16 protein-coding genes and 1 pseudogene are annotated in these 19,216 nt (G+C 66.1%); 9 read left to right on the forward strand and 8 right to left on the reverse strand.

Annotation, left to right across the window (positions count from 1 at the left end; all coding sequences use genetic code 11):
- The 3 genes and pseudogenes from VGR99_RS00665 to VGR99_RS00675 all read left to right on the forward strand — a co-directional run.
- Nucleotides 1-322: pseudogene (locus tag VGR99_RS00665) on the forward strand (hypothetical protein); the annotation flags it as partial.
- 617 nt (nt 323-939) lie between these two features.
- Nucleotides 940-2,430, forward strand: a complete 1,491-nt coding sequence (locus VGR99_RS00670; protein WP_326896367.1) for an amidohydrolase family protein — start codon at nt 940-942, stop codon at nt 2,428-2,430.
- Between the two features lie 3 nt (nt 2,431-2,433).
- Nucleotides 2,434-3,360 (forward strand): GTP-binding protein, encoded by a 927-nt coding sequence (locus tag VGR99_RS00675; RefSeq protein ID WP_326896368.1) that lies wholly within the window; start codon nt 2,434-2,436, stop codon nt 3,358-3,360.
- 13 nt (nt 3,361-3,373) lie between these two features.
- On the opposite strand, the gene VGR99_RS00680 is transcribed toward VGR99_RS00675, so the two are convergent.
- A complete protein-coding gene (locus VGR99_RS00680) occupies nt 3,374-3,751 on the reverse strand; it encodes a tautomerase family protein (RefSeq protein ID WP_326896369.1) in 378 nt (125 codons plus the stop codon).
- A 166-nt stretch (nt 3,752-3,917) separates the two neighbouring features.
- Here VGR99_RS00680 and VGR99_RS00685 point away from each other — a divergent pair, with 166 nt between their 5' ends.
- The gene (locus VGR99_RS00685) at nt 3,918-4,517 is read left to right on the forward strand and encodes a TetR/AcrR family transcriptional regulator (protein WP_326896370.1); all 600 of its coding nucleotides are present in this window, start codon (nt 3,918-3,920) and stop codon (nt 4,515-4,517) included.
- Between the two features lie 142 nt (nt 4,518-4,659).
- Here VGR99_RS00685 and VGR99_RS00690 read toward each other — a convergent pair whose 3' ends face one another.
- Complete coding sequence (locus tag VGR99_RS00690) at nt 4,660-5,133, reverse strand: hypothetical protein (protein ID WP_326896371.1); 474 nt, start codon at nt 5,131-5,133, stop codon at nt 4,660-4,662.
- 11 nt (nt 5,134-5,144) lie between these two features.
- Nucleotides 5,145-5,645, reverse strand: a complete 501-nt coding sequence (locus VGR99_RS00695) for a hypothetical protein (RefSeq protein ID WP_326896372.1) — start codon at nt 5,643-5,645, stop codon at nt 5,145-5,147.
- A 337-nt stretch (nt 5,646-5,982) separates the two neighbouring features.
- Here VGR99_RS00695 and VGR99_RS00700 point away from each other — a divergent pair, with 337 nt between their 5' ends.
- Entirely contained in the window at nt 5,983-7,665 is a 1,683-nt protein-coding gene (locus tag VGR99_RS00700) for a methyl-accepting chemotaxis protein (RefSeq protein WP_326896373.1), read from the forward strand.
- On the opposite strand, the gene VGR99_RS00705 is transcribed toward VGR99_RS00700, so the two are convergent.
- From VGR99_RS00705 to VGR99_RS00725, 5 genes are read right to left on the reverse strand one after another with little or no spacing between them, the layout of a single operon-like run.
- A complete protein-coding gene (locus VGR99_RS00705; protein WP_326896374.1) occupies nt 7,662-8,561 on the reverse strand; it encodes a polysaccharide deacetylase family protein in 900 nt (299 codons plus the stop codon). The two genes, VGR99_RS00700 and VGR99_RS00705, sit on opposite strands and share 4 nt — an antisense overlap.
- 2 nt (nt 8,562-8,563) lie before the next feature.
- Entirely contained in the window at nt 8,564-9,373 is an 810-nt protein-coding gene (locus tag VGR99_RS00710; RefSeq protein WP_326896375.1) for an ABC transporter permease, read from the reverse strand.
- Nucleotides 9,363-10,220 (reverse strand): ABC transporter permease, encoded by an 858-nt coding sequence (locus VGR99_RS00715; RefSeq protein ID WP_326896376.1) that lies wholly within the window; start codon nt 10,218-10,220, stop codon nt 9,363-9,365. Before VGR99_RS00715 ends, VGR99_RS00710 begins: the two co-directional genes overlap by 11 nt.
- Nucleotides 10,221-11,270, reverse strand: a complete 1,050-nt coding sequence (locus tag VGR99_RS00720) for an extracellular solute-binding protein (RefSeq protein ID WP_326896377.1) — start codon at nt 11,268-11,270, stop codon at nt 10,221-10,223.
- Nucleotide 11,271: 1 nt separating this feature from the next.
- The gene (locus tag VGR99_RS00725) at nt 11,272-12,396 is read right to left on the reverse strand and encodes an ABC transporter ATP-binding protein (protein ID WP_414645077.1); all 1,125 of its coding nucleotides are present in this window, start codon (nt 12,394-12,396) and stop codon (nt 11,272-11,274) included.
- A gap of 199 nt (nt 12,397-12,595) precedes the next feature.
- Between VGR99_RS00725 and VGR99_RS00730 the strand changes: the two genes are divergently transcribed.
- The 4 genes from VGR99_RS00730 (at nt 12,596) to VGR99_RS00745 (ending at nt 19,202) form a co-directional block, all read left to right on the forward strand.
- The gene (locus VGR99_RS00730; RefSeq protein WP_326896378.1) at nt 12,596-13,366 is read left to right on the forward strand and encodes a GntR family transcriptional regulator; all 771 of its coding nucleotides are present in this window, start codon (nt 12,596-12,598) and stop codon (nt 13,364-13,366) included.
- Between the two features lies 1 nt (nt 13,367).
- On the forward strand, nt 13,368-14,024 hold the full coding sequence (locus VGR99_RS00735; protein ID WP_326896379.1) for an aspartate/glutamate racemase family protein: 657 nt from the start codon (nt 13,368-13,370) through the stop codon (nt 14,022-14,024).
- A 138-nt stretch (nt 14,025-14,162) separates the two neighbouring features.
- Entirely contained in the window at nt 14,163-15,884 is a 1,722-nt protein-coding gene (locus tag VGR99_RS00740) for an AMP-binding protein (protein ID WP_326896380.1), read from the forward strand.
- 12 nt (nt 15,885-15,896) lie between these two features.
- Nucleotides 15,897-19,202: an acetyl-CoA carboxylase family protein gene (locus tag VGR99_RS00745; protein WP_326896381.1), complete on the forward strand. Its 3,306-nt coding sequence runs from the start codon at nt 15,897-15,899 to the stop codon at nt 19,200-19,202.
- Nucleotides 19,203-19,216: the final 14 nt, after the last annotated feature.

The following is a 19,216-nucleotide window of genomic DNA, read 5'->3' on the forward strand; positions in this document are numbered from 1 at the left end:
CATAGTCCTCAACCCGCGCTGGAAGCAGACTGAGTTGCTCTCGGCTCTCGCCGGACTTGAATGTGCGATTCGTCATGAACAGAATCGTACATCAACTCCCCGAAATGCCGAGTTCTTGCTCGGCCTCGACGGGCAAAACAGCCAGGCCGCTGTCAAGCCGGCCTGCCAAAAATATTCCACTTTACCGAAATTCGGAAATATCGTATGTGTCGCGCATCCCAGCCCACCAAAGGGGCGGTCGTACGTCGTCGCGAGCGCGGGCTGGGAGTTGCGGTGGACGCGGGCGGCGTCAAAGGCGGGTGTGGCGTGCAGGGCGAGATGAACTTCGTGAGCATGGTACGAACCGCGATCGACGGACGGCGCTCCCGCGTACGGCGAAACCGTGTGGTCCTGGCCGTCGTTGCTACGGTCAAGCCCCGGCGAAGGCGTCATCGTGCCAACCGGCGCGGTGCCGTGAATTTCGCGGGGGCGAGGGAGGCCAGAAGGAACTCGGCTCCCGGGAGAGCGCGGCATAGGCCGTCAAACCATCGCGCAGGGAAGGCCTGGTTTCGGCTGCCCTGTGTTTCCCCTGTGCACTGCGCGTGCATCCGTTCAGCACGGGGGTTTTATGGGTGCCGGCCGGCGCCCGGTCTTCCCCGCGCCCTTTCTTTCGCGAGGGTGGGACGAAAAGCACAGCTCGGGCAAACCCTGCCGCGAGGATGCGAGCGTATGCCAGCTGGAGCGGCGAATTGACGCCGCGGCGTTGCACTCTGGTCCCGATACGCGCCCTGCGTGGACTGGCCTCACCTGCAAGCATGCAGCATCGGCATCAGCGGCGGTGGTCGTTCTCCCCAAAATCTGCAACATGCGCGCCGAGACGGCGCGATGCGGCCGGTCTTGCGCCTCCGAAGCGGCTGCCGGGCCTTTGGAGAGTTTGGCAATAGCTTTTGGAGTGACGACATGAGCGGTTTGGTGATCTCTGGCGGCCGGGTGGTGGATCCCGCGAGCGGGATGGATGCCGTTGGCGATGTGGCGGTGGTGGACGGCAAGATCGCCGCCGTCGGCACCGGCCTCGGCGGCGCAGAGCGGGTGATCGACGCCACCGGCCTCGTGGTCGCGCCCGGCTTCATCGATTTGCACGCCCATGGCCAGTCGATTCCGGCCGACCGCATGCAGGCCTTCGATGGGGTGACGACGACGCTCGATCTGGAAGCCGGTGTGCTGCCCGTCGGCTCCTGGTACGAGCGCCAGGCCCGAAAGGGTCGCGTGCTGAACTACGGCGCCGCCACCAACTGGGCCTTTGCGCGCATCGGCGCGATGACCGGCTCCAACGCGGAGAGCTCGCTGGAGGCGTTCGGCAACGCCATGCGCGATCGCCGCTGGATGGACAATGTGGCAACCGATGCAGAGGTCGCCGGCGTGCTCGAGCGCCTCACCCGCGGCCTGAACGAGGGCGGCATCGGCATCGGCATTCTCAACGCCTATGCGCCGGGCGCCGGCGTGCAGGAATTGACAGCCGTGTGCCAGCTTGCGGCCGCCAAGGACGTGCCGACCTTCACCCATGTCGCCTTCATGTCGCGCATCGACCCCGAAAGCGCGGTGGAAGCCTATATCCGCCTGATCGGCTATGCCGGCGCCACCGGCGCGCACATGCACATCTGCCATTTCAACTCGTCGAGCAAGACCGACATCGAGCGCTGCCGCGTGCTGATCGCGAAGGCGCAGGCACAGGGCCTGCCGATCACGGTCGAGGCCTATCCCTACGGCACCGGCTCGACCGTGCTGGCCGCCGCCTTCTTCAGCGATCCCCAATTCGTCGAGCGCAACGGCACCGGCTACGATTCCGTGCAGCGCGTCACCGACGGCTATCGCTTCCACGACCGCGAGGAACTGCTCAAGGCGCAGGCCGAGGAGCCGTCCTCGCTGGTGCTCTGGCACATCCTCGACACCGAGCACAATGCGCATCATCGCGACCTGCTCGACTTGTCGGTGCTCTATCCCGGCGGCGCGATCGCGTCCGACGCGATGCCGTGGACGACGTCGGACGGCAAGACCTACACTGGTGATGCCTGGCCGCTGCCTGACGATGCCACCTCGCACCCGCGCTCGGCCGGGTGCTTCACGAAATTCATCCGCGAATGGGTGCGCGAGCGCAAGACCGTGTCGCTGCTGGAAGGCGTGCGCAAATGTGCGCTGATCCCGGCGGAAATCCTGTCGCAAAGCACGCCCGCGATGCGCGCCAAGGGCAGGCTCGCCAAGGATGCCGATGCCGACATCGTGGTGTTCGACTACGAAAAACTCTCGGACCGCGCGACCTTCACGGCGATGAACCGGCCGTCCGAAGGCGTGCGCCATCTCGTCGTCAGCGGCCAGCCGCTGATCAGCGACGGCATTCTTTACGTCACGGCGCGGCCCGGCAAGCCCGTGCGCCGCCCCGTGGTCGAGAACTGATCCATGCCGGTCCCCGTTCTCCTGGTCACGGGCTTTCTGGGGGCTGGCAAGACCACGATCGTCAACCATCTGCTGGCGAACGCGGAGGGACGGCGGATCGCCGCCGTCGTCAACGATTTCGGCGCCATCAACATCGATGCGGAGCTGATCGCGGGCGCGAGCGACGGCGTGGTCAGCCTTGCCAATGGCTGCATCTGCTGCTCGCTCGAAGGCGATCTGCTCCGCACGCTCTCGACGCTGCTGCGGCGTGACCCGAAGCCGGAATACATCGTCATCGAGACCAGCGGCGTTGCCGATCCCTCCGACATCGTGCGCAACCTGATGGATCCCGTGATCCTGCGCGAGGCGCCGCTGGAGACGGTGCTCTGCGTGATGGACGCGGGGACATCGCCGGCCGCTCTCGACGATGCGCTGCTGCGCTCGCAGCTTCGCGTCGCCGACATCGTGGCGCTAAGCAAGCTGGATATGGCGGATGACGGCGCAGGCGTCCGCCTGCGCGAAGCCATCCGCGCGCAGCGCGTGCCTGCTGTGGTGGTCGATGCCAGGCATGGCGAGCTTCCGTCGGCGCTGCTGTTTCCCGCGGGCGCCGATCGCACGTCGGCGCCGCGCAATCCGGGGCCGAAGCGGCCATCCGAGGAGCGTTTCGAAACGCTGAGCTGGACCTCGGATCAGCCGATCTCGCTGCCGCGCCTGCAGCAGGCCATCGGCCGCCTCGCGCCAAAGCTTGCGCGCGCAAAGGGTCTGTTCGAGACGATCGAGCAGCCCGGCCGCCAGATGGTGTTTCAGTTCGCCGGCGGCCGCGCGACGCTGGCGCCGGGCGAGCCGCCTCCGCCGGACGTGCCGCGGACCCGCATCGTCTTCATCGCCGAACTCGGCGTGCTCTCGAAGACCGAGCTCGATGAAATCATGACGACGTGTGTTGCGGGCTGAAACCTTGGCCGCCTCACGCGAATTGCGCGATCCCGTTTCCGACCGACCAGTTCTCCGCGGGTGCATCGAGCACGTTGATGAACACGTCCTCGGGGCGGATGCCCGGGTTCTCGCCGAGCAGCGCCGCGATCCGCCGGTACAGCGCCTTCTTCTGCTCGGGGGTGCGCGAGGCAAACACCGTGATCTGGATCAGCACGGCGTCGTCGCTGCGGCTCACACCATAGGCATTGCCGCAGCGGAAGTTTTCCGGCGAAAGCTCGCTAATGGTCATGAACTCGTCGCCTTCGGGGACGTTCAGCGCCTCGCGCATGGCGCGATAGAGACCGTCGAGGATCGCTTTCCGGTAGGCTTCCGGTTTTCCGGCGCGCATCGAGATGTGCAGGAGCGGCATGAGCTGGTCCCTTTGCATGGTGGATCGATCAGCCAGACTCGCATGACGAGCCTCGGCCGTTCAGCCCATTGACGTGACGGGCCATCAATCCCATTTTGTTTTTGACACGATGTCGAGAAACCATATTCTTGACATCGTGTCAAATACTTTCCCAGGGAGTCGGGATTTGAGACCGCGCGAGTTCGATCACGACGACGTCCTGCGCATCGCGTTCGACCAGTTCTGGCGCAAGGGCGTGCGCGGCACCTCGCTGTCGGACATCGCGCGCGACGCCGGTGTCCAGCGCGGCAGCCTCTACAATGCCTTCGGCAGCAAGGAAGCGCTGTTCCTGCAGGCCTATGAGCGCTATGCGGGCGATTATCTCCTCGCCCTGGAGAAGGCGCTCGGCTCGGGCTCCCTGCGAAAACGCCTCACCGCGTTCTTCGACCTGACCATCACCAATTTCCGCTCCGGCTCGCCGCCGCGCGGCTGTCCGACCACGCGCGGATTGATGGAGCTCGGCGCGGTGGAAGGCGAGGGGCTGGATGAGGACGCGCGCCAGGCTTTTGCGAGCCTCATTGCGCGCATCACCGCTCTGGTTCAGGATACGCTGTCGGCGGGCGTCGAGCGTGGCGAATTCAGCGGCAATCCGGCCGCCGCAGCGCTGCACATCATCACGGTGACGCGCGGTCTTGGGGTGCTCGAACGTGCCTTCGGTGACGAGCCGCAACTGCGCAAGATCGCGGCTCATGCCATCGATCTCGTGCTCGGCAAGAGCGGTCGCTAAGCCGTGACGCGAAACGACGACCCCAGCGGTGGTGATCCCTGGGGCCGTCTGGAGGTTTCATGGAGGGCAACGAGCACTGCGTCTCCATGGCGATATCGATACAGCAATATCCTGCAAGCTGCGAGTAGAACCCATCAAAGCGTCAGCAGCACGCCAGCGCGTTGACCGCGCGCGTCGTCGCGATTTCGCTCTCATTGCCGACGAACTGGCTAACGACGGACTCGAGTTCCCCGGGCTGCTTGCGGCGTGCGACCGCCACGAGCCGCATCAACTCGGCCTCGTCCTTGGAGAGCCGCCGGCAGGACGGCGGCATGAAGCACAGCGCGCATGGCCGGCCGCTGCGCAAGATCCTGACCAGCGCGGCAGCCCGCGCGACCAGCAGCGGACTGTCGGCAATGCCGGGCGCCTCGTCGGCGAAGCGATAGGCCGCCTCCCAGCAATCGGATGCGCCGGTCGCGTAGGCCGCTCCAATGAAGCGGAACAGCGACAGCGCGACGCGGCAGAAATCGTCATAGCCTTCGACGCTTCGCGACGACGCCAGCGCGGCCTGCAGCGGGCAAAGTCGCGTTGGGCCGGTCTCGGAGGCCGCCACGGAGCTGCAATTATCCTGCGTCATGACCGATCTCGTCAGTGCAGCGTGGGACTGCCGACAAACCAGCTCTTCATCGCCATCATCCGGTCGCGGTCGAACGACTGGACCTGTCGATCGGGCAAAATGAGGCCGGCCATGCGGAAGATCGTTGCCAGCCCGCGGACCGGCGCCAGCGCCCAATCCGCGCCGACCGGCGGCAGCCAGCATTCGAACTGCTCGCGAGCGACATCGTCGCGCTCCTTCTGCGCGGCGGCGATCGCACGCAAGATTCCATGTTCGCTCTCCGACATGCGCGGACAGGTCGGGCAGTGCACCTCGATTGCGGTATGCGCGGTGCAGGCAAAGATCTCTATGATGGAGTCCAGCGACGGCACGGCATCGCCGACGCGAAAATGGTCGTAGACCTGCTGGATGTCGGCTGCGGTCGGAACCGCGCCTCCGCTGCGTGCCTTCGCCCGGAAACCCCAGATGAACAGACGCTCGGCCGCGCATAGTGCGGGAAGGTCGAGGGTCTTGGCGGATGTCGATCGATGCATGGAGCCTCTCGCCTCTGGCAGCGCGCAACGCTCCGGCTGGCGCCGAATATCTGCGCGATCGTTCCGCCAGAGGCCCGCGCAAGTCAACGCTGCGAGGGCCGATATCGAGGTCTTCTAGATTGCGCGGCGGCGCCAATGTCGACGAATTCTAAAGTCCGCGTCACACGAACGCGACGTCGATCTTGTTGTCCGATTTGGAAATCATCCGGCAGGCGCGCGACAGGCTGTCGCTGGCTCGCGTACTTCTGCGGGATTTCGAGAACCCGGATGCTTAAAGCTTTGCTAAGGCAGTCGGGATAAAATGGCATATCAGCCCCGCCAATTCTTGCGAGCACCGATGATTTTCTCCCGCATCAGTTTCAAGCTGGTCCTGATTGTCGGCATCAGCCTTCTCGGCATGATCGCGTTGGCGCCGATCGCGCTTTCGACCCTGCGCGCGCAGATGATCGCCGATCGCCAGGCCAAGACGCAGCACATGGTGGATGTCGGCTACGGCATTCTGGCGCACTATCAGAAGCTCGAGAGCGACGGAAAACTGCCGCGCGAACAGGCGCAGGCCGCCGCTATCGCGCAGATCAAGAGCCTTCGCTACGACAAGGTCGAGTATTTCTGGCTCAACGACATGGCCGCGAAGATGATCATGCACCCGATCAAGCCCGAGCTTGACGGCAAGGATCTCTCCGACATGAAGGACCCCACCGGCAACCGGCTGTTCTCGGGTTTCGTTGATGTCGTCAACAAACAGGGCGCCGGCTTCTACAGCTACCTCTGGCCGAAGCCCGGCTTCGATCAGCCGGTCGGGAAAATCTCCTATGTGAAGGGCTTTGCGCCCTGGGGCTGGATCATCGGCACCGGCATCTATCTCGACGATGTCGACGCTGTGTTCCGCCAGGATGCGATGACCTTCGCGCTGGTGTGCCTCTCGGTGTTCGTGCTCGTGCTGGGCGCGTCCTTCGTGATCGGCCGTAGCGTCACCAAGCCGCTTGCCAAGATCACTGCGCTGACCGAACGCCTCGCCGCCGGCGACAGCGCGTTCGAGGTGCCCTACACCGATCGCAACAACGAGGTCGGCGGGCTCGCCAAGGCGCTGGCCGTGTTTAAGGACAATGCAGCCGCCGTGGGCCGGATGCATACCGAGCAGCAGGTGGCGAAGCAGCGGGCCGACGACGAGAAGCGCAGGACGATGGCCGATCTCGCCGGCAAGTTCGAGGCGAGCGTGCAGGCCGTCGTCCGCGACGTCTTCAACGAGGCGCGCGCGATGCAGCAGGCCGCCCAGGGCATGTCGGAGACCGCGAACAAGGCGACCGACCGCGCGACCTTCGTCGCCTCGGCCTGCCAGCAGGCCTCGAGCAATGTGCAGACGGTGGCCTCCGCCGCCGGCCAGCTGTCGGCCTCGATCACCGAGATCAGCCAGCGCGTCGCGCAGGCCGCGAGCGTGGCCGACAAGGCCGCTGCCGACGGCCAGCGCACCAACGACACCGTGCAGGGGCTCGCTGCCGCCGCGAACAAGATTGGCGAGGTCATCGACCTCATCAACCAGATCGCCTCGCAGACCAATCTGCTCGCGCTCAACGCCACCATCGAGGCGGCGCGTGCGGGCGAAGCCGGCAAGGGCTTTGCGGTCGTCGCGAGCGAGGTCAAATCGCTGGCGAGCCAGACCGCGAAGGCGACCGACGAGATCGGCGCGCAGATCACCGCGATCCAGGCCGAGACCAACCAGGTGGTCGGCAACATCGAGAGCATTCGCAAGACCATCATGGAGGTCAACGAGATCTCCTCGTCGATCGCCGCCGCGGTCGAAGAGCAGGGCGCTGCGACGCAGGCGATCGCCCACAGCGTGCAAGAAGCGGCCTCCGGCACCGACCAGGTTTCGCAGAACATCTCCGGCGTCACCGACGCGACCGCGGAGACTGGCCAGGCCGCGGGCCTCGTGCTGCAGTCGAGCGGCCGGCTATCGCAAAAACTGCAATCGCTCGAGAACGAGGTCAGCACCTTCGTTGCGGGCGTACGGGCGGCCTAGCGCACAGCCTCGCGGAAATGCGTCGCGATGTCGGCGCGCGTGGCGACCCAGACGCGGCCTTCCAGCCGCGCCAGCTCGGCGAGAATGGCCTTCACGGCACGGAACCGCGCCGGCCGGCCGCAGATGCGCAAATGGAAGCCGACCGACAGCATCGAGGAACGGCCGCGCCCGGCCTCCTCGACCAGCGTCGCCAGCGCGGCGCCGACATAGTTCGAAAAATCCTCCGGCTGCACAAAGCCGTTCGGGTGGAAGAATTTCATGTCGTTGGTGTCGAAGCCGTAGGGCAGGATCAGCATCGATCCCCGTGATGACCGGCTCCAATAGGGCAGATCGTCGTCGAGCGCGTTGGAATCGTAGGCGAAGCCGAGCTCGATCAGGAGGTCGCGGGTCCACGCGCTCTGGCTGCCGCGGGTCATGAAGCCGACCGGCGTGACGCCGGTCGCGCGGGTGATGACGTCGCGGGTCTTCTCGATGTCACGACGCTCAGTCTCGGCATCGCCATAGAGCACATGCGGCAGCCAGCGCCAGCCATGCACCGCCGGCTCGTGCCCGGCCTCGATGGCGGCGCGGGCAAGGTCCGGCACGCGCTCGACCGCGCGGCCGCACATCATGAAGGTCGAGCGGATATTGGCCTCAGCGAAGGCGTCGAGGAAGCGCCACAGGCCCGCGCGCATGCCGTAGTCGAACACCTGCTCCTGGACGAGATCGCGGACGCCCGGCGGCGATGTCGAGACGACCTCGCCATAGCGCTCCGTCTCGGCGTCGCCCTGCTCGACCGCGAGCTCGGCGCCTTCCTCGAAATTCACCACCAGCGACACCGCGACGCGGGCGCCGTTGGGCCAGACGATATCCGGGCGTGCTCGTCCATAACCGCGAAGGTCGCGTTCGATCGGCATGGTCAGCGGCTCCCGATCTGACGGCTGACGCCGCCGAAGAGTTCGGCGCAGACGAGCCCCGCCAGCGTCAGCAGCACGATCACGCCGGAGACGGCGGCGACGCGCACGTCGAGGCTGCCTTCGAGGATCGCCCACAGCTTGATCGGCAAGACTTCAGTGCGCGCATCGGCAAGGAACAGCGACACCGGGACGTTGTCGAACGAGGTCAGGAACGCCACGAAGCAGCTCGCGACGATGCCGCGGCGGATCAGCGGGAGCGTGATGCGGCGGAACGTGTACCAGCGGCTGGCGCCCAGGCTCAGCGAGCAGGTGACCAGCACCGGATTGAGCTGCTGCACCGAGGCGCCGACCATCCGGATCACGAAGGGCACGCAGATGATGGTGTGGCCGAGCACCAGGGTTGCCGCCGACAGGCGGATGCCGAGCAGGTTGAACACCAGCAGCAGCGACAGGCCGAACGCCATGGCCGGCAGCACCATCGGCGACATGAACAGCGCATCGAGCACGCGCGCTACTCTGAGCTTGCTGCGCGCCAGCCCAAGCGCCGCCGCGCCGCCGAGCACAGCGGAGAGAATCGTCGCGATGGCTGCGACCTTCAGGCTGGTCAGCGCCGGCTCGATGATCTCCTGCGACTGCAGCAGCTCGACATACCAGCGCAGCGACCAGCGCGGCGGCGGAAATTTCAGCGTGATGCCGCCGGTAAAGGAGATGATCAGCACGACCAGCGTCGGCGCGAGCAGGAGCAGCATCCCGAAGCCGGTGATCGCGCCGATGATCCCGGAATAGAGGCGGTCGATGAAGCTACGCTGCATCGACGCCTCGCACGTAGCGGCGAGACATTGCGCCGATGGCAAAGACGATGCCGGTGACGGCCAGCGTGAAGATCAGCGACAGCGCCGCCGAGAACGGCCAGTCCTGCACGCCGACCGCTTGCTGGTAGATATAGGACGGCATCAGGATGATGCGGCCGCCGCCGACCAGCGTCTGGGTGATGAAGGCGGTCGCGGCGGCGGCAAAGACGAGAAGCCAGCCAGCGATCGCGCCCGGCAGGGTCAGCGGCAGGATGATGGTGAGGAAGATGCGGGCGCGGCTCGCGCCCAGTCCTTCCGCCGCCCGCATCAGATTGCCGTCGAGCCGCAGCAGGCTGTTGATCACGGGCAGTGCCATCAGCGGAAGCTGGATCTGCGTCAGCGCCAGCACCATGCCCTCCCAGGTGTAGAGCAGCCGGGCAGGGGCCTGCCAGAACCCGAGCGAGAGCATCGCCGAGTTGATGATGCCGTCGCGCCCCAGGATGACGATCCAGGCAAAGGTGCGCACCACCGTGCTGGTCAGGAGCGGCAGCATGATCAGGAAGGTGATCAGGGTGCGTAAGAATTGCCCGCTCGCGACATAGACCAGCGCGAGCGGGTAGGCGAGGATCAGCGTCGCCAGCGCGACCTCCGCCCCGAGCCACAGGGTGTCGGACAACACCTTGATGCTGAACGGGTCGGAGAAGAAGCGCAGATATTGCGCCGGCGACAGCTCCGCGAATTGCGGGGTCCGGAACAGGCTGATCGCGACGAGCGCGATCAGCGGCAGCACGAAGGCGGCCAGGAACAACGCCGCCAGTGGGACCACCGGCAGCATTTGTCGTGATGCGGTCGTGCCGGCCGGATTCATCTAGATCTTCACTTCCTTGCTGAAGCGGGTGATCCATTCGCCCCGCATCGCCTGGAACTTGGTCCAGTCGAGCAGCACGTTGTTGGCGACGAGGTCGTCGACGCTCTTGGCCACGGTGAGGTTGGCACCGGTCAGCGCCACTTTGGCGTTGGTCGGCATCATCACCCAGGGCGAAGCCTCGATGCCCTTCTGCGTCTCGACCGACATCACCGTGTCGAGATAGTCCAGCACCGCCTTCGGGTCCTGGTTGTTCTTGACGATCTGCGCGCTGGTGCGGATCACGACGGCGCCGGATTTGGGCTTGGCGAAGGCGATGTCGACGCCCTTGGCGGCGAGCAGCGCGACGTTGTTCCAGAAATTGAAGGCGATATCGATCTCGCCCTGCTGGAACAGCGCCGCCAGCGCACCGGGCGAGGCCGCGATCGCGCCGACATTCGGCAGCAGCTTCTTCATGGCCTCGAATGCCGGCTCGATGTTGGTCTCGGAGCCGCCGTTCAGCTTCGCGATCTCGACCATGAAGGCAGTGCCGAGGCTGGAGCCGAGGCCGGTGATGCCGACGCGGCCCTTGTATTCCGGCTTCCAGAGATCCTCCCACGAGGTCGGCGGCGTCGTGATCTTCTTCGGATTGTAGGCGATGCCGATCAACTGACAGGTGATCACAGGCGCGTAGCCGTCGGGATGGCGGAACGCGTTCGGAATGTCGGCATAGGACTTCGACTGCTCGGCCGGGAATTTCTCCAGCACGCCGCTGGCGATCGCCGGGATCAGCGGTCCCTCGTCGAACAGCACGACGTCGAACGGCGGCGCGTTGCGCGAGGCCTGGATCTTGCCGATCTGGTCGACGCCGAGCAGCGGCGTGAAGGTGACGCCGCCGTCGCTGGTCTTCTTGAAGGCCGGCCCAACCACGGAGCGGAATGCTTCGTCGAAACTGCCGGGATAGGTCGTCGCCACGATCGAGGACGCCGCGCGCGACGATGTCGGCCATCCCAGGCTTGCGGCTGCAAGCGCGGCCGAACCTGAGGTGAGCAGCGATCTCCGGGATAGGCTCATGTCAAACACTCCTTTGCTGATGCGTTGAAAGATCGTCGACCGGCGTGCTGAAAATGCTGACGCGCGAAGTGTCGGTGATCGAGAGCCAGGCCGTCTCTCCGGCCTGCGCCTTCGCGATGCCGGCGGCGCGGGCCTGGCTGACCTTCACGGCCTCTCCGCTCGCGGCGACGCCCTCGGTGACGCTGACGGCGCCGAGCGGCACGGTGGCGCGGATCGTGACGGGGATGGCGCCGGGCCGTTCGCTCGCACCGAAGGCGACATTCTCGGGGCGGACCGAGATCGTGACCGGCGTGCCGCGCCGGCGCTGCGCCGAGCGTCCGAGGTCGATCTCGGGGCCAGCGTCGAGCCGCACGCGATCGGTCTCCGTGACGGTGCCGCGGAGCAGGTTGGTGTGGCCGATGAAGCTTGAGATGAACAGGCTCGCCGGGCGGTCGTAGAGCGCATCCGGGCTGTCGATCTGCTCGATGCGGCCCTTGTTGAGGACGACGATGCGGTCGGCCATCGACAGCGCTTCCTCCTGGTCATGCGTGACGATGATGGAGGTGACACCAAAGGTCTTCAGCAGGCTCTTGATCTCGATCTGCATGTCCAGGCGCAGATTCTTGTCGAGCGCCGAGAACGGCTCGTCGAGCAGGACGAGACCCGGATCGATCGCGAGCGCCCGCGCCAGCGCGACGCGCTGCTGCTGCCCGCCGGATAATTCTCCGGGCAGTCGGCGCGCAAATTGCGCCATCTGCGCGAGGCCGAGCATCTGCTCGACCTTGGCGGTGACCTCGGCATTCGGGCGCTTGCGCGCACGCAATCCGTAGGCGACGTTCTCGAACACGGTGAGATGCGGAAACAGCGCGTAGTTCTGGAACACCATGCCGATGCGGCGGCGGTTGGCGGGGATGTGCTCGACCCGCGCGCCGTCGAAGCGGACCTCGCCTTTGGACGGACGCAGGAAGCCCGCGATGATCTGCAGCATCGTGGTCTTGCCGCAGCCGGACGGCCCGAGCAGCGCGATCAGCTCGCCGGCCGAGACCGCCAGATCGATCTCGTCCAGCGCAACCGTCGCGCCGAAGGCGTGGCCGATGCCTTTCAGATCGAGCGAATGTCCGCGCACGTCACTCAACGCCAGCTCCATCCTTCGCGTTGTCCTGCGCGAGGGGGTTAGCAAGCGACGTGCCAGCGCGGCCCGCCCGCTAAGGCACTGCAAGTGCTGCGTCAATTTTTAGGCGCCAAAAATTGGCGCCAATCCAATGTCTATATTGTAAACAGTATGGCGGTTCGTTTGTGCAAAAAATGGGCTCCGGCAACATGGCAGAATCCTGTAAAAGCGTGACATGAAGCGAAGCCGTCCCCTCAAGCGCAAGCCGAAGCGCCCCGAGCCGAAGCGCGAGGAGCCTGAGGCCGTCGACCTCCGCAGCATCGACGACGATCCGGTCGTGCAGGGCATTTTGACCGCGATCAGCCAGAAGCGGCTCAAGCCCGGCGCCAAGCTTGGCGAGGACAAGCTCGCATCCGCGTTCGGCACCACGCGGATTCACATCCGCCAGGCGCTCGCCCATCTCGCCTCGCGCAAGGTGGTGATGCAGATCCCTAACCGCGGCGCGTTCGTGTACCGGCCGAGCTGGGAGGAAGCGCAGGACATCTTTGCGGCACGCCGCATCATCGAGGCCGCGACCGTGAGTGCGGCGATCGACCGGCTCGACAAATCCGGCAAGGCCGAGCTGAAGGCGCATATGGAGCTCGAGGCGCGCCATGACCGCAACGACCGCTGGGCCTCGCTGTCGCTTACGGCCGAATTCCACATTTTGGTCGCCAAGCTTGCCGGCAACCGCGTGCTGCTGGAGATGTCGCGCGAGCTGATGCTGCGGACGTCGCTGGCGATCGCCACCTTCGAGCAGCCGGGTGAGCCGGATTGCTCGCCGGATGCGCATCCAGACATCGGCGCGTTGATCCTGGCCCGGGACAAGGCCGGCGCGATCCACGCCATGCGCCATCACATCGAGGAGATGGAGCAGCGGATCAGGCCGCACGAGGGCGAGGACGAGGTCGACGAGCTCACCGCGATCTTCCAGGAGATCGGCGCACGGGCGCGGGCGGATGGCTGACATGGCGCCCCGCCGCATCCTCCTGATCAATCCGAACAGCAACGAGGCGACCACCGCGATGATGGTGGCGATCGCGAGTTCCGCAGCCGCGGATGGCTTCGATATCGTGGGCGCGACGGCCACGCGCGCGCCGACGATGATCGTCTCGGCGGAGGCGCTGGAAGCCGCTGCACCCGAGGTCGAACAGATCGCGCTTGCGCATCAAGATTCCTGTGACGGCTTTATCGTCTCCGCATTCGGCGATCCCGGTCTTGCCGGCATCAAGGCGGCGATGACGCTGCCTGCGGTCGGCATCGGCGAGTCCGCGATGCGGGAGGCCGCGGCGAACGGCCGCCGCTTCGGCGTGGCGACCACGACGCCGCTGCTCAAGGCGAAGATCGACGCTTTGCCAGATACGCTGGGATTGCGGTCGCGCTACACCGGCACGCGCTTTGCGGGCGGCGATCCGCAGGAGCTGATGCGCGATCCCGCGCGGCTGCGCGAGGCGCTTGCCGGCGCGGTCGAGGCCTGCATCGCGCAGGATGGCGCGGAAGCGGTGATCATCGGCGGCGGGCCGCTGGGGGAAGCCGCGCGGGAGCTTCGGCCGCTATTCACCGTGCCGGTCATCGCGCCGATCCCGTCCGCGGTGGCGCGGATCATTCGCCTCGTGACGGCGTAGTTTTTCCGCGTCGCGGCATCGGCCGTGCGGCGGAAAACTGTTTTCCTTGACATGAACTCTGCCGTGCTCGACCTGTAGCGATGTCGGGTGACGGCGCGCGCGTGCCGTCACAATAATAAGAAGCACGGGAAAGACGCCATGAGTGCAGGCCTCAATGAGAAGGACTACCTCGCCACCTTGCGCGGGTTGTGGGACAAGGCCTGGCCGAAAGGCATGCCGCGCGCGCCGAATTATCTGCACGGCGAAGTTCCCTTGACGGAATATCTGCGCGCCTGGGCGAAGCGCAGCCCGACGCGGCCTGCGGTGATCTTCTACGGTCACGTCACCACCTATGCGGAGCTCGACCAGCAGAGCGACCGCTTTGCCGCGCTGTTGCAGGCCAAGGGCGTGCGCAAGGGCGATCGCGTCGCGGTCTTCCTGCCGAACTGCCCGCAATTCCACATCGTGTTTTTCGGCATCCTGAAGCTCGGCGCGGTCCACGTTCCCGTCAGCCCGCTGTCGCGTGCGTTCGAGCTGTCCTACGAGCTCAACGACACCAAGGCCGAAGTGATCGTGGCGCTGGACCAGCTCATTCCCGTCGTCGAGCAGGTCCGGGGCGAGGCGAGCCTGCGCGAGATCATCGTCACCAGCTTTGCCGATGTCGTTCCCGCGACGCCGGCATTTCCGACGCCGGACTCGATCCGCGCGCCGCGCATCGCGATCTCCGGTGCGATCGATCTGCTGCCCGCGCTCGCAGCACTGTCCGCACCATCGCCGCTGCCGCCGCGCGGCCTCGATGAGGTCGCCGCGCTCAACTACACCGGCGGCACCACCGGCATGCCGAAGGGCTGCGTCCACACCCATCGCGACATGGTCTATACGGCCGCCGCCAATTACGGCATCTCGGTGCTGTCGGACGAGAGCAGCGTGTTCCTGTCGTTCTTTCCGGAGTTCTGGATCGCGGGCGAAAACTTCGGGCTGATCTTCCCGCTGTTCTCCGGCGGGACGCTGATCCTGCTGGCGCGCTGGGATGCCGTCGGCGCGATGGCCGCCATCGACAAGTACAAGGTCACGATCACGGCAATGCCGGTCGATGGCGCGGTCGAGCTGATGGATCATCCGCGCTGGAGCGAGTTCGACCTGTCCTCGCTGAAGCAGGTCCGCGTCGTGTCTTTCGTGAAGAAGCTCAACGCCGACTATCGCAAGCGCTGGAAGGATCTCACCGGCACGATCCTGATGGAGGCGGCCTGGGGCATGACGGAGACGCACACCTCCAACACGTTCACGGCCGGCTTCCAGGACGACGATTTCGATCTCAACAACCAGCCGATCTTCGTCGGCCTGCCGGTCCCCGGCGCCGAGTTCAAGATCACCGATTTCGAGACCGGCGCACTGCTGCCGCTCGGCGCGGAGGGCGAGATCCGCGTGCGCACGCCGTCGCTACTCAAGAGCTACTGGAACAAGCCGGAGGCGACCGCGGAGTCGCTGATCGACGGCTGGCTGCGCACCGGTGACATCGGCACCATCGACAAGGACGGTTTTCTGCACTTCCTCGGCCGCCGCAAGGAGATGCTGAAGGTCAAGGGCATGAGCGTGTTTCCGCCGGAGATCGAGGCGCTGCTCGGACAGCATCCGAAGGTGCTGGGCTCGGGCGTGGTCGGGCGCGACGATCCTGACAAGGGGCAGGTGCCGGTGGCCTATATCCAGCTCAAGCCCGAGGCGGTCGGCACCATCTCTGCCGAAGATCTGCGCGCCTGGTGCGCCGAGCGCATGGCCGTCTACAAAGTTCCGGAAGTCCGCATCATCGAGGCCCTGCCGCTGACGGCGACGGGCAAGGTGAGGAAGCAGGACCTCAATCCAGACCTTCCTGCTGCCGTTTAGTTGAGAGATACGATGTCGTTCAAGAAGCTCCTGATCGCCAATCGCGGCGAGATCGCCATCCGCATCGCGCGCGCGGCCGCCGACGCCGGCATCGCCACGGTCGCGATCCACCCCGCGGACGACGCACTGTCGCTGCATGTGCGCGTCGCCGACGAGGCCGTCGAAATCCCCGGCCGCGGCGCGCGGGCCTATCTCGACATCGAGGCCGTGGTGAAGGCGGCGAAGGGCGCCGGCTGCGACGCCGTGCATCCCGGCTATGGCTTCCTCAGCGAGAACGCGGCATTCGCCAAGGCCTGCGCCGATGCGGGCATCATTTTCGTCGGGCCAAAGCCGGCGGCACTCGAGCTGTTCGGCGACAAGGTCGCCGCACGACAACTCGCAAAGCGCTGCGGCGTACCGATCATCGCCGGCACCAGCGGGCCGTCGCGCCTCGAGGAGATCACGGCGTTCTTCACCTCGCTCGGCAGCAATGCGGCGATCGTGATCAAGGCGATGGCCGGCGGCGGCGGCCGCGGCATGCGCGTCGTGGAGAAAGCTGCCGATCTCGCGGAAGCCTATGCGCGCTGCCAGTCCGAGGCCAAGGCGGCGTTCGGCTATGACGGCGTCTATGCCGAGCGGCTGATCAGGCAGGCGCGCCATATCGAGGTGCAGATCATCGGCGACCATCACGGCGCGATCTCCCATCTCTGGGAGCGCGAATGCACCATCCAGCGCCGGCACCAGAAGTTGGTCGAGGTGGCGCCGAGCCCGTCGCTCAGCGAGCCCCTGCGCGGCCGCATCATCGAGGCGGCCAGGCAGCTCGCGACGGCTGCGTCCTACGACAATCTCGGCACGTTCGAATTTCTGGTCGACGGCACCGCCGAGGACAGCTTTGCCTTCATCGAGGCCAATCCGCGGCTCCAGGTCGAACATACCGTGACGGAGGAGGTGCTGGGCCTCGACCTCGTTCGCGCCCAGCTCGCGGTCGCCGCAGGAGCTTCGCTGGCCTCGCTTGGGCTGGCGCAAGGATCGATCCCGAAGCCGCGCGGCTATGCCATGCAGCTCCGCGTCAACATGGAGACGCTGGACGAGACCGGCGCGACGCATCCGACCGGCGGCGTGCTCGCCGTGTTCGAGCCGCCGTCAGGTCCCGGCGTCCGCGTCGATAGCTTTGGCTATGCCGGCTACAAGACCAGCGCGGCCTTCGACTCGCTGCTGGCCAAGGTGATCGTGCATACGCCCGGCGAGGCCTGGCACGACGTCGTCGCAAAAGCCTCGCGCGCCCTGCGCGAGTTCCGGATCGACGGCGTCATCACCAACATCGCTTTCCTCCAGGCGGTACTGGCGCATCCCGATTTCCGGACCAACCGCATCGCGACCGACTTCATCGATCGCAACATCGCCAAGCTGGTCGAGGCGGCGGACGGCGCCGCAAAGCCGCTTTACTTTGCCGCGGCCGAGCGGACCGGCACTCACGGCGCCGAGGCCCACGTCGCGCAAGTCGTGCCCGAGGGTGCGGTGATGGTCGCCGCGCCCCTCCAAGGCACCATCGTCACCATCCAGGTGAAGGAGGGCGAGGTCGTCCGTCCGGGCCAGCAGCTCGCCGTGATCGAATCCATGAAGATGGAGCACCTCGTCATGGCCGAGCAGGGCGGTCGCGTCATGAAGCTTGCCGCCGGCGACGGCGTCACGCTGATGCATGGCGAGCCGATCCTGTATCTGGAGCCGCTGGACGTCGCGGCCGATCACACGGCAGCGGAAGTCGACATCGATCTGGATCACATCCGTCCAGATCTCGCCGAGCTGATCGCGCGCCAGGCGAACACGCTCGATGCGAACCGCCCGGCCTCGGTCGAGCGCCGCCGCAACACCAACCAGCGCACGGCGCGTGAGAACGTCGCCCAGCTCGTCGACGAAGGCTCCTTCATGGAGTACGGCAGCCTTGCGATCGCGGCGCAGCGTCGCCGCCGCAAGCTCGACGATCTCATCAAGAACACGCCGGCCGATGGTCTCGTGATGGGCGTTGCCACCGTCAACGCCGAGAAGTTCGGCGGCGAAGCCGCGCGCTGCATCGTCGTGGCTTATGACTACACCGTGCTCGCGGGCACGCAGGGCCACATGAACCACAAGAAGATCGACCGCATGCTGACGCTTGCGGAAGACTGGCGCGTGCCGCTGGTGTTTTACGCCGAAGGCGGCGGCGGCCGGCCCGGTGACACCGACCGGCTCGGCATGACCGGCCTCGACGGCCCATCCTTCGTGCAGTTCGCAAGGCTCTCCGGCCTCGTGCCGGTCATTGGTGTCGTCTCCGGCTATTGCTTTGCCGGCAACGCCGCGATGCTCGGCTGCTGCGACGTCATCATCGCCACCAAGAACGCCTCGATCGGCATGGGCGGCCCCGCCATGATCGAGGGCGGCGGGCTCGGCGTCTATCATCCGGCCGAGGTCGGCCCTGTCTCGTTCCAGTCGCCGAACGGCGTCATCGATATCCTCGTCGAGGATGAGGAGGAAGCGACATCGGTCGCGCAAAAATACCTGTCCTATTTCCAGGGGGCGGTGACGGATTGGGAGGCCGCGGACCAGCGCCTGCTGCGCCGCGCCATCCCCGAGAACCGCCTGCGCGTCTACGACATCCGCAGCGTGATCGATCTCGTCGCCGACAAGGACAGCGTGCTGGAGCTGCGCCGCGACTACGGCGTCGGCATGATCACCGCGCTGATCCGCATCGAAGGCAAGCCGTTCGGCCTGATCGCCAACAATCCGCGCCATCTCGGCGGCGCCATCGACGCCGACGCCGGCGACAAGGCCGCGCGTTTCCTCCAGCTCTGCGACGCCTTCGACCTGCCGATCGTCTCGCTCTGCGACACGCCCGGCTTCATGGTCGGCCCGGAAGCCGAGAAGACCGCCATCGTGCGCCACGTCTCGCGCATGTTCGTGACCGGTGCGAGCCTCACCGTGCCGCTGTTCGGCATCGTGCTGCGCAAGGGCTATGGCCTCGGTGCGCAGTCGATGATCGGCGGCGGTTTCCACGCCTCGTTCTTCACCGCGGCCTGGCCGACCGGCGAGTTCGGCGGCATGGGCCTGGAAGGCTATGTCCGCCTCGGCTTCCGCAAGGAGATGGAGGCGATTGCCGATCCCGAGGAGCGTGAGACTTATTACCGCAACAAGGTCGCCGAGCTCTATGCCAACGGCAAGGCGGTCTCGATCGCCTCGGTGTTCGAGATCGACAACGTCATCGACCCCGCCGAGACGCGGTGCTGGATCATGGCCGGCGTGCGCTCGGTGCCGAAGCCGCCGGCGCGGACCGAGAAGAAGCGCCCGTGCATCGATACGTGGTGAGCGCAGTGCAGCAA

It is taken from the genome of Bradyrhizobium sp. (genome assembly GCF_035935975.1).
In the GTDB taxonomy this organism is placed as follows: Bacteria; Pseudomonadota; Alphaproteobacteria; order Rhizobiales; family Xanthobacteraceae; genus Bradyrhizobium.

What these genes read in the sequence shown, in the direction of transcription:
- VGR99_RS00670 (WP_326896367.1), top strand. Translation starts at nt 940, where the DNA reads ATGAGCGGTTTGGTGATCTCTGGCGGCCGGGTGGTGGATCCCGCGAGC.
- VGR99_RS00675 (WP_326896368.1), top strand. Translation starts at nt 2,434, where the DNA reads ATGCCGGTCCCCGTTCTCCTGGTCACGGGCTTTCTGGGGGCTGGCAAG.
- VGR99_RS00680 (WP_326896369.1), bottom strand. Translation starts at nt 3,751, where the DNA reads ATGCCGCTCCTGCACATCTCGATGCGCGCCGGAAAACCGGAAGCCTAC.
- VGR99_RS00690 (WP_326896371.1), bottom strand. Translation starts at nt 5,133, where the DNA reads ATGACGCAGGATAATTGCAGCTCCGTGGCGGCCTCCGAGACCGGCCCA.
- VGR99_RS00695 (WP_326896372.1), bottom strand. Translation starts at nt 5,645, where the DNA reads ATGCATCGATCGACATCCGCCAAGACCCTCGACCTTCCCGCACTATGC.
- VGR99_RS00700 (WP_326896373.1), top strand. Translation starts at nt 5,983, where the DNA reads ATGATTTTCTCCCGCATCAGTTTCAAGCTGGTCCTGATTGTCGGCATC.
- VGR99_RS00705 (WP_326896374.1), bottom strand. Translation starts at nt 8,561, where the DNA reads ATGCCGATCGAACGCGACCTTCGCGGTTATGGACGAGCACGCCCGGAT.
- VGR99_RS00710 (WP_326896375.1), bottom strand. Translation starts at nt 9,373, where the DNA reads ATGCAGCGTAGCTTCATCGACCGCCTCTATTCCGGGATCATCGGCGCG.
- VGR99_RS00715 (WP_326896376.1), bottom strand. Translation starts at nt 10,220, where the DNA reads ATGAATCCGGCCGGCACGACCGCATCACGACAAATGCTGCCGGTGGTC.
- VGR99_RS00720 (WP_326896377.1), bottom strand. Translation starts at nt 11,270, where the DNA reads ATGAGCCTATCCCGGAGATCGCTGCTCACCTCAGGTTCGGCCGCGCTT.
- VGR99_RS00725 (WP_414645077.1), bottom strand. Translation starts at nt 12,396, where the DNA reads ATGGAGCTGGCGTTGAGTGACGTGCGCGGACATTCGCTCGATCTGAAA.
- VGR99_RS00730 (WP_326896378.1), top strand. Translation starts at nt 12,596, where the DNA reads ATGAAGCGAAGCCGTCCCCTCAAGCGCAAGCCGAAGCGCCCCGAGCCG.
- VGR99_RS00735 (WP_326896379.1), top strand. Translation starts at nt 13,368, where the DNA reads ATGGCGCCCCGCCGCATCCTCCTGATCAATCCGAACAGCAACGAGGCG.
- VGR99_RS00740 (WP_326896380.1), top strand. Translation starts at nt 14,163, where the DNA reads ATGAGTGCAGGCCTCAATGAGAAGGACTACCTCGCCACCTTGCGCGGG.
- VGR99_RS00745 (WP_326896381.1), top strand. Translation starts at nt 15,897, where the DNA reads ATGTCGTTCAAGAAGCTCCTGATCGCCAATCGCGGCGAGATCGCCATC.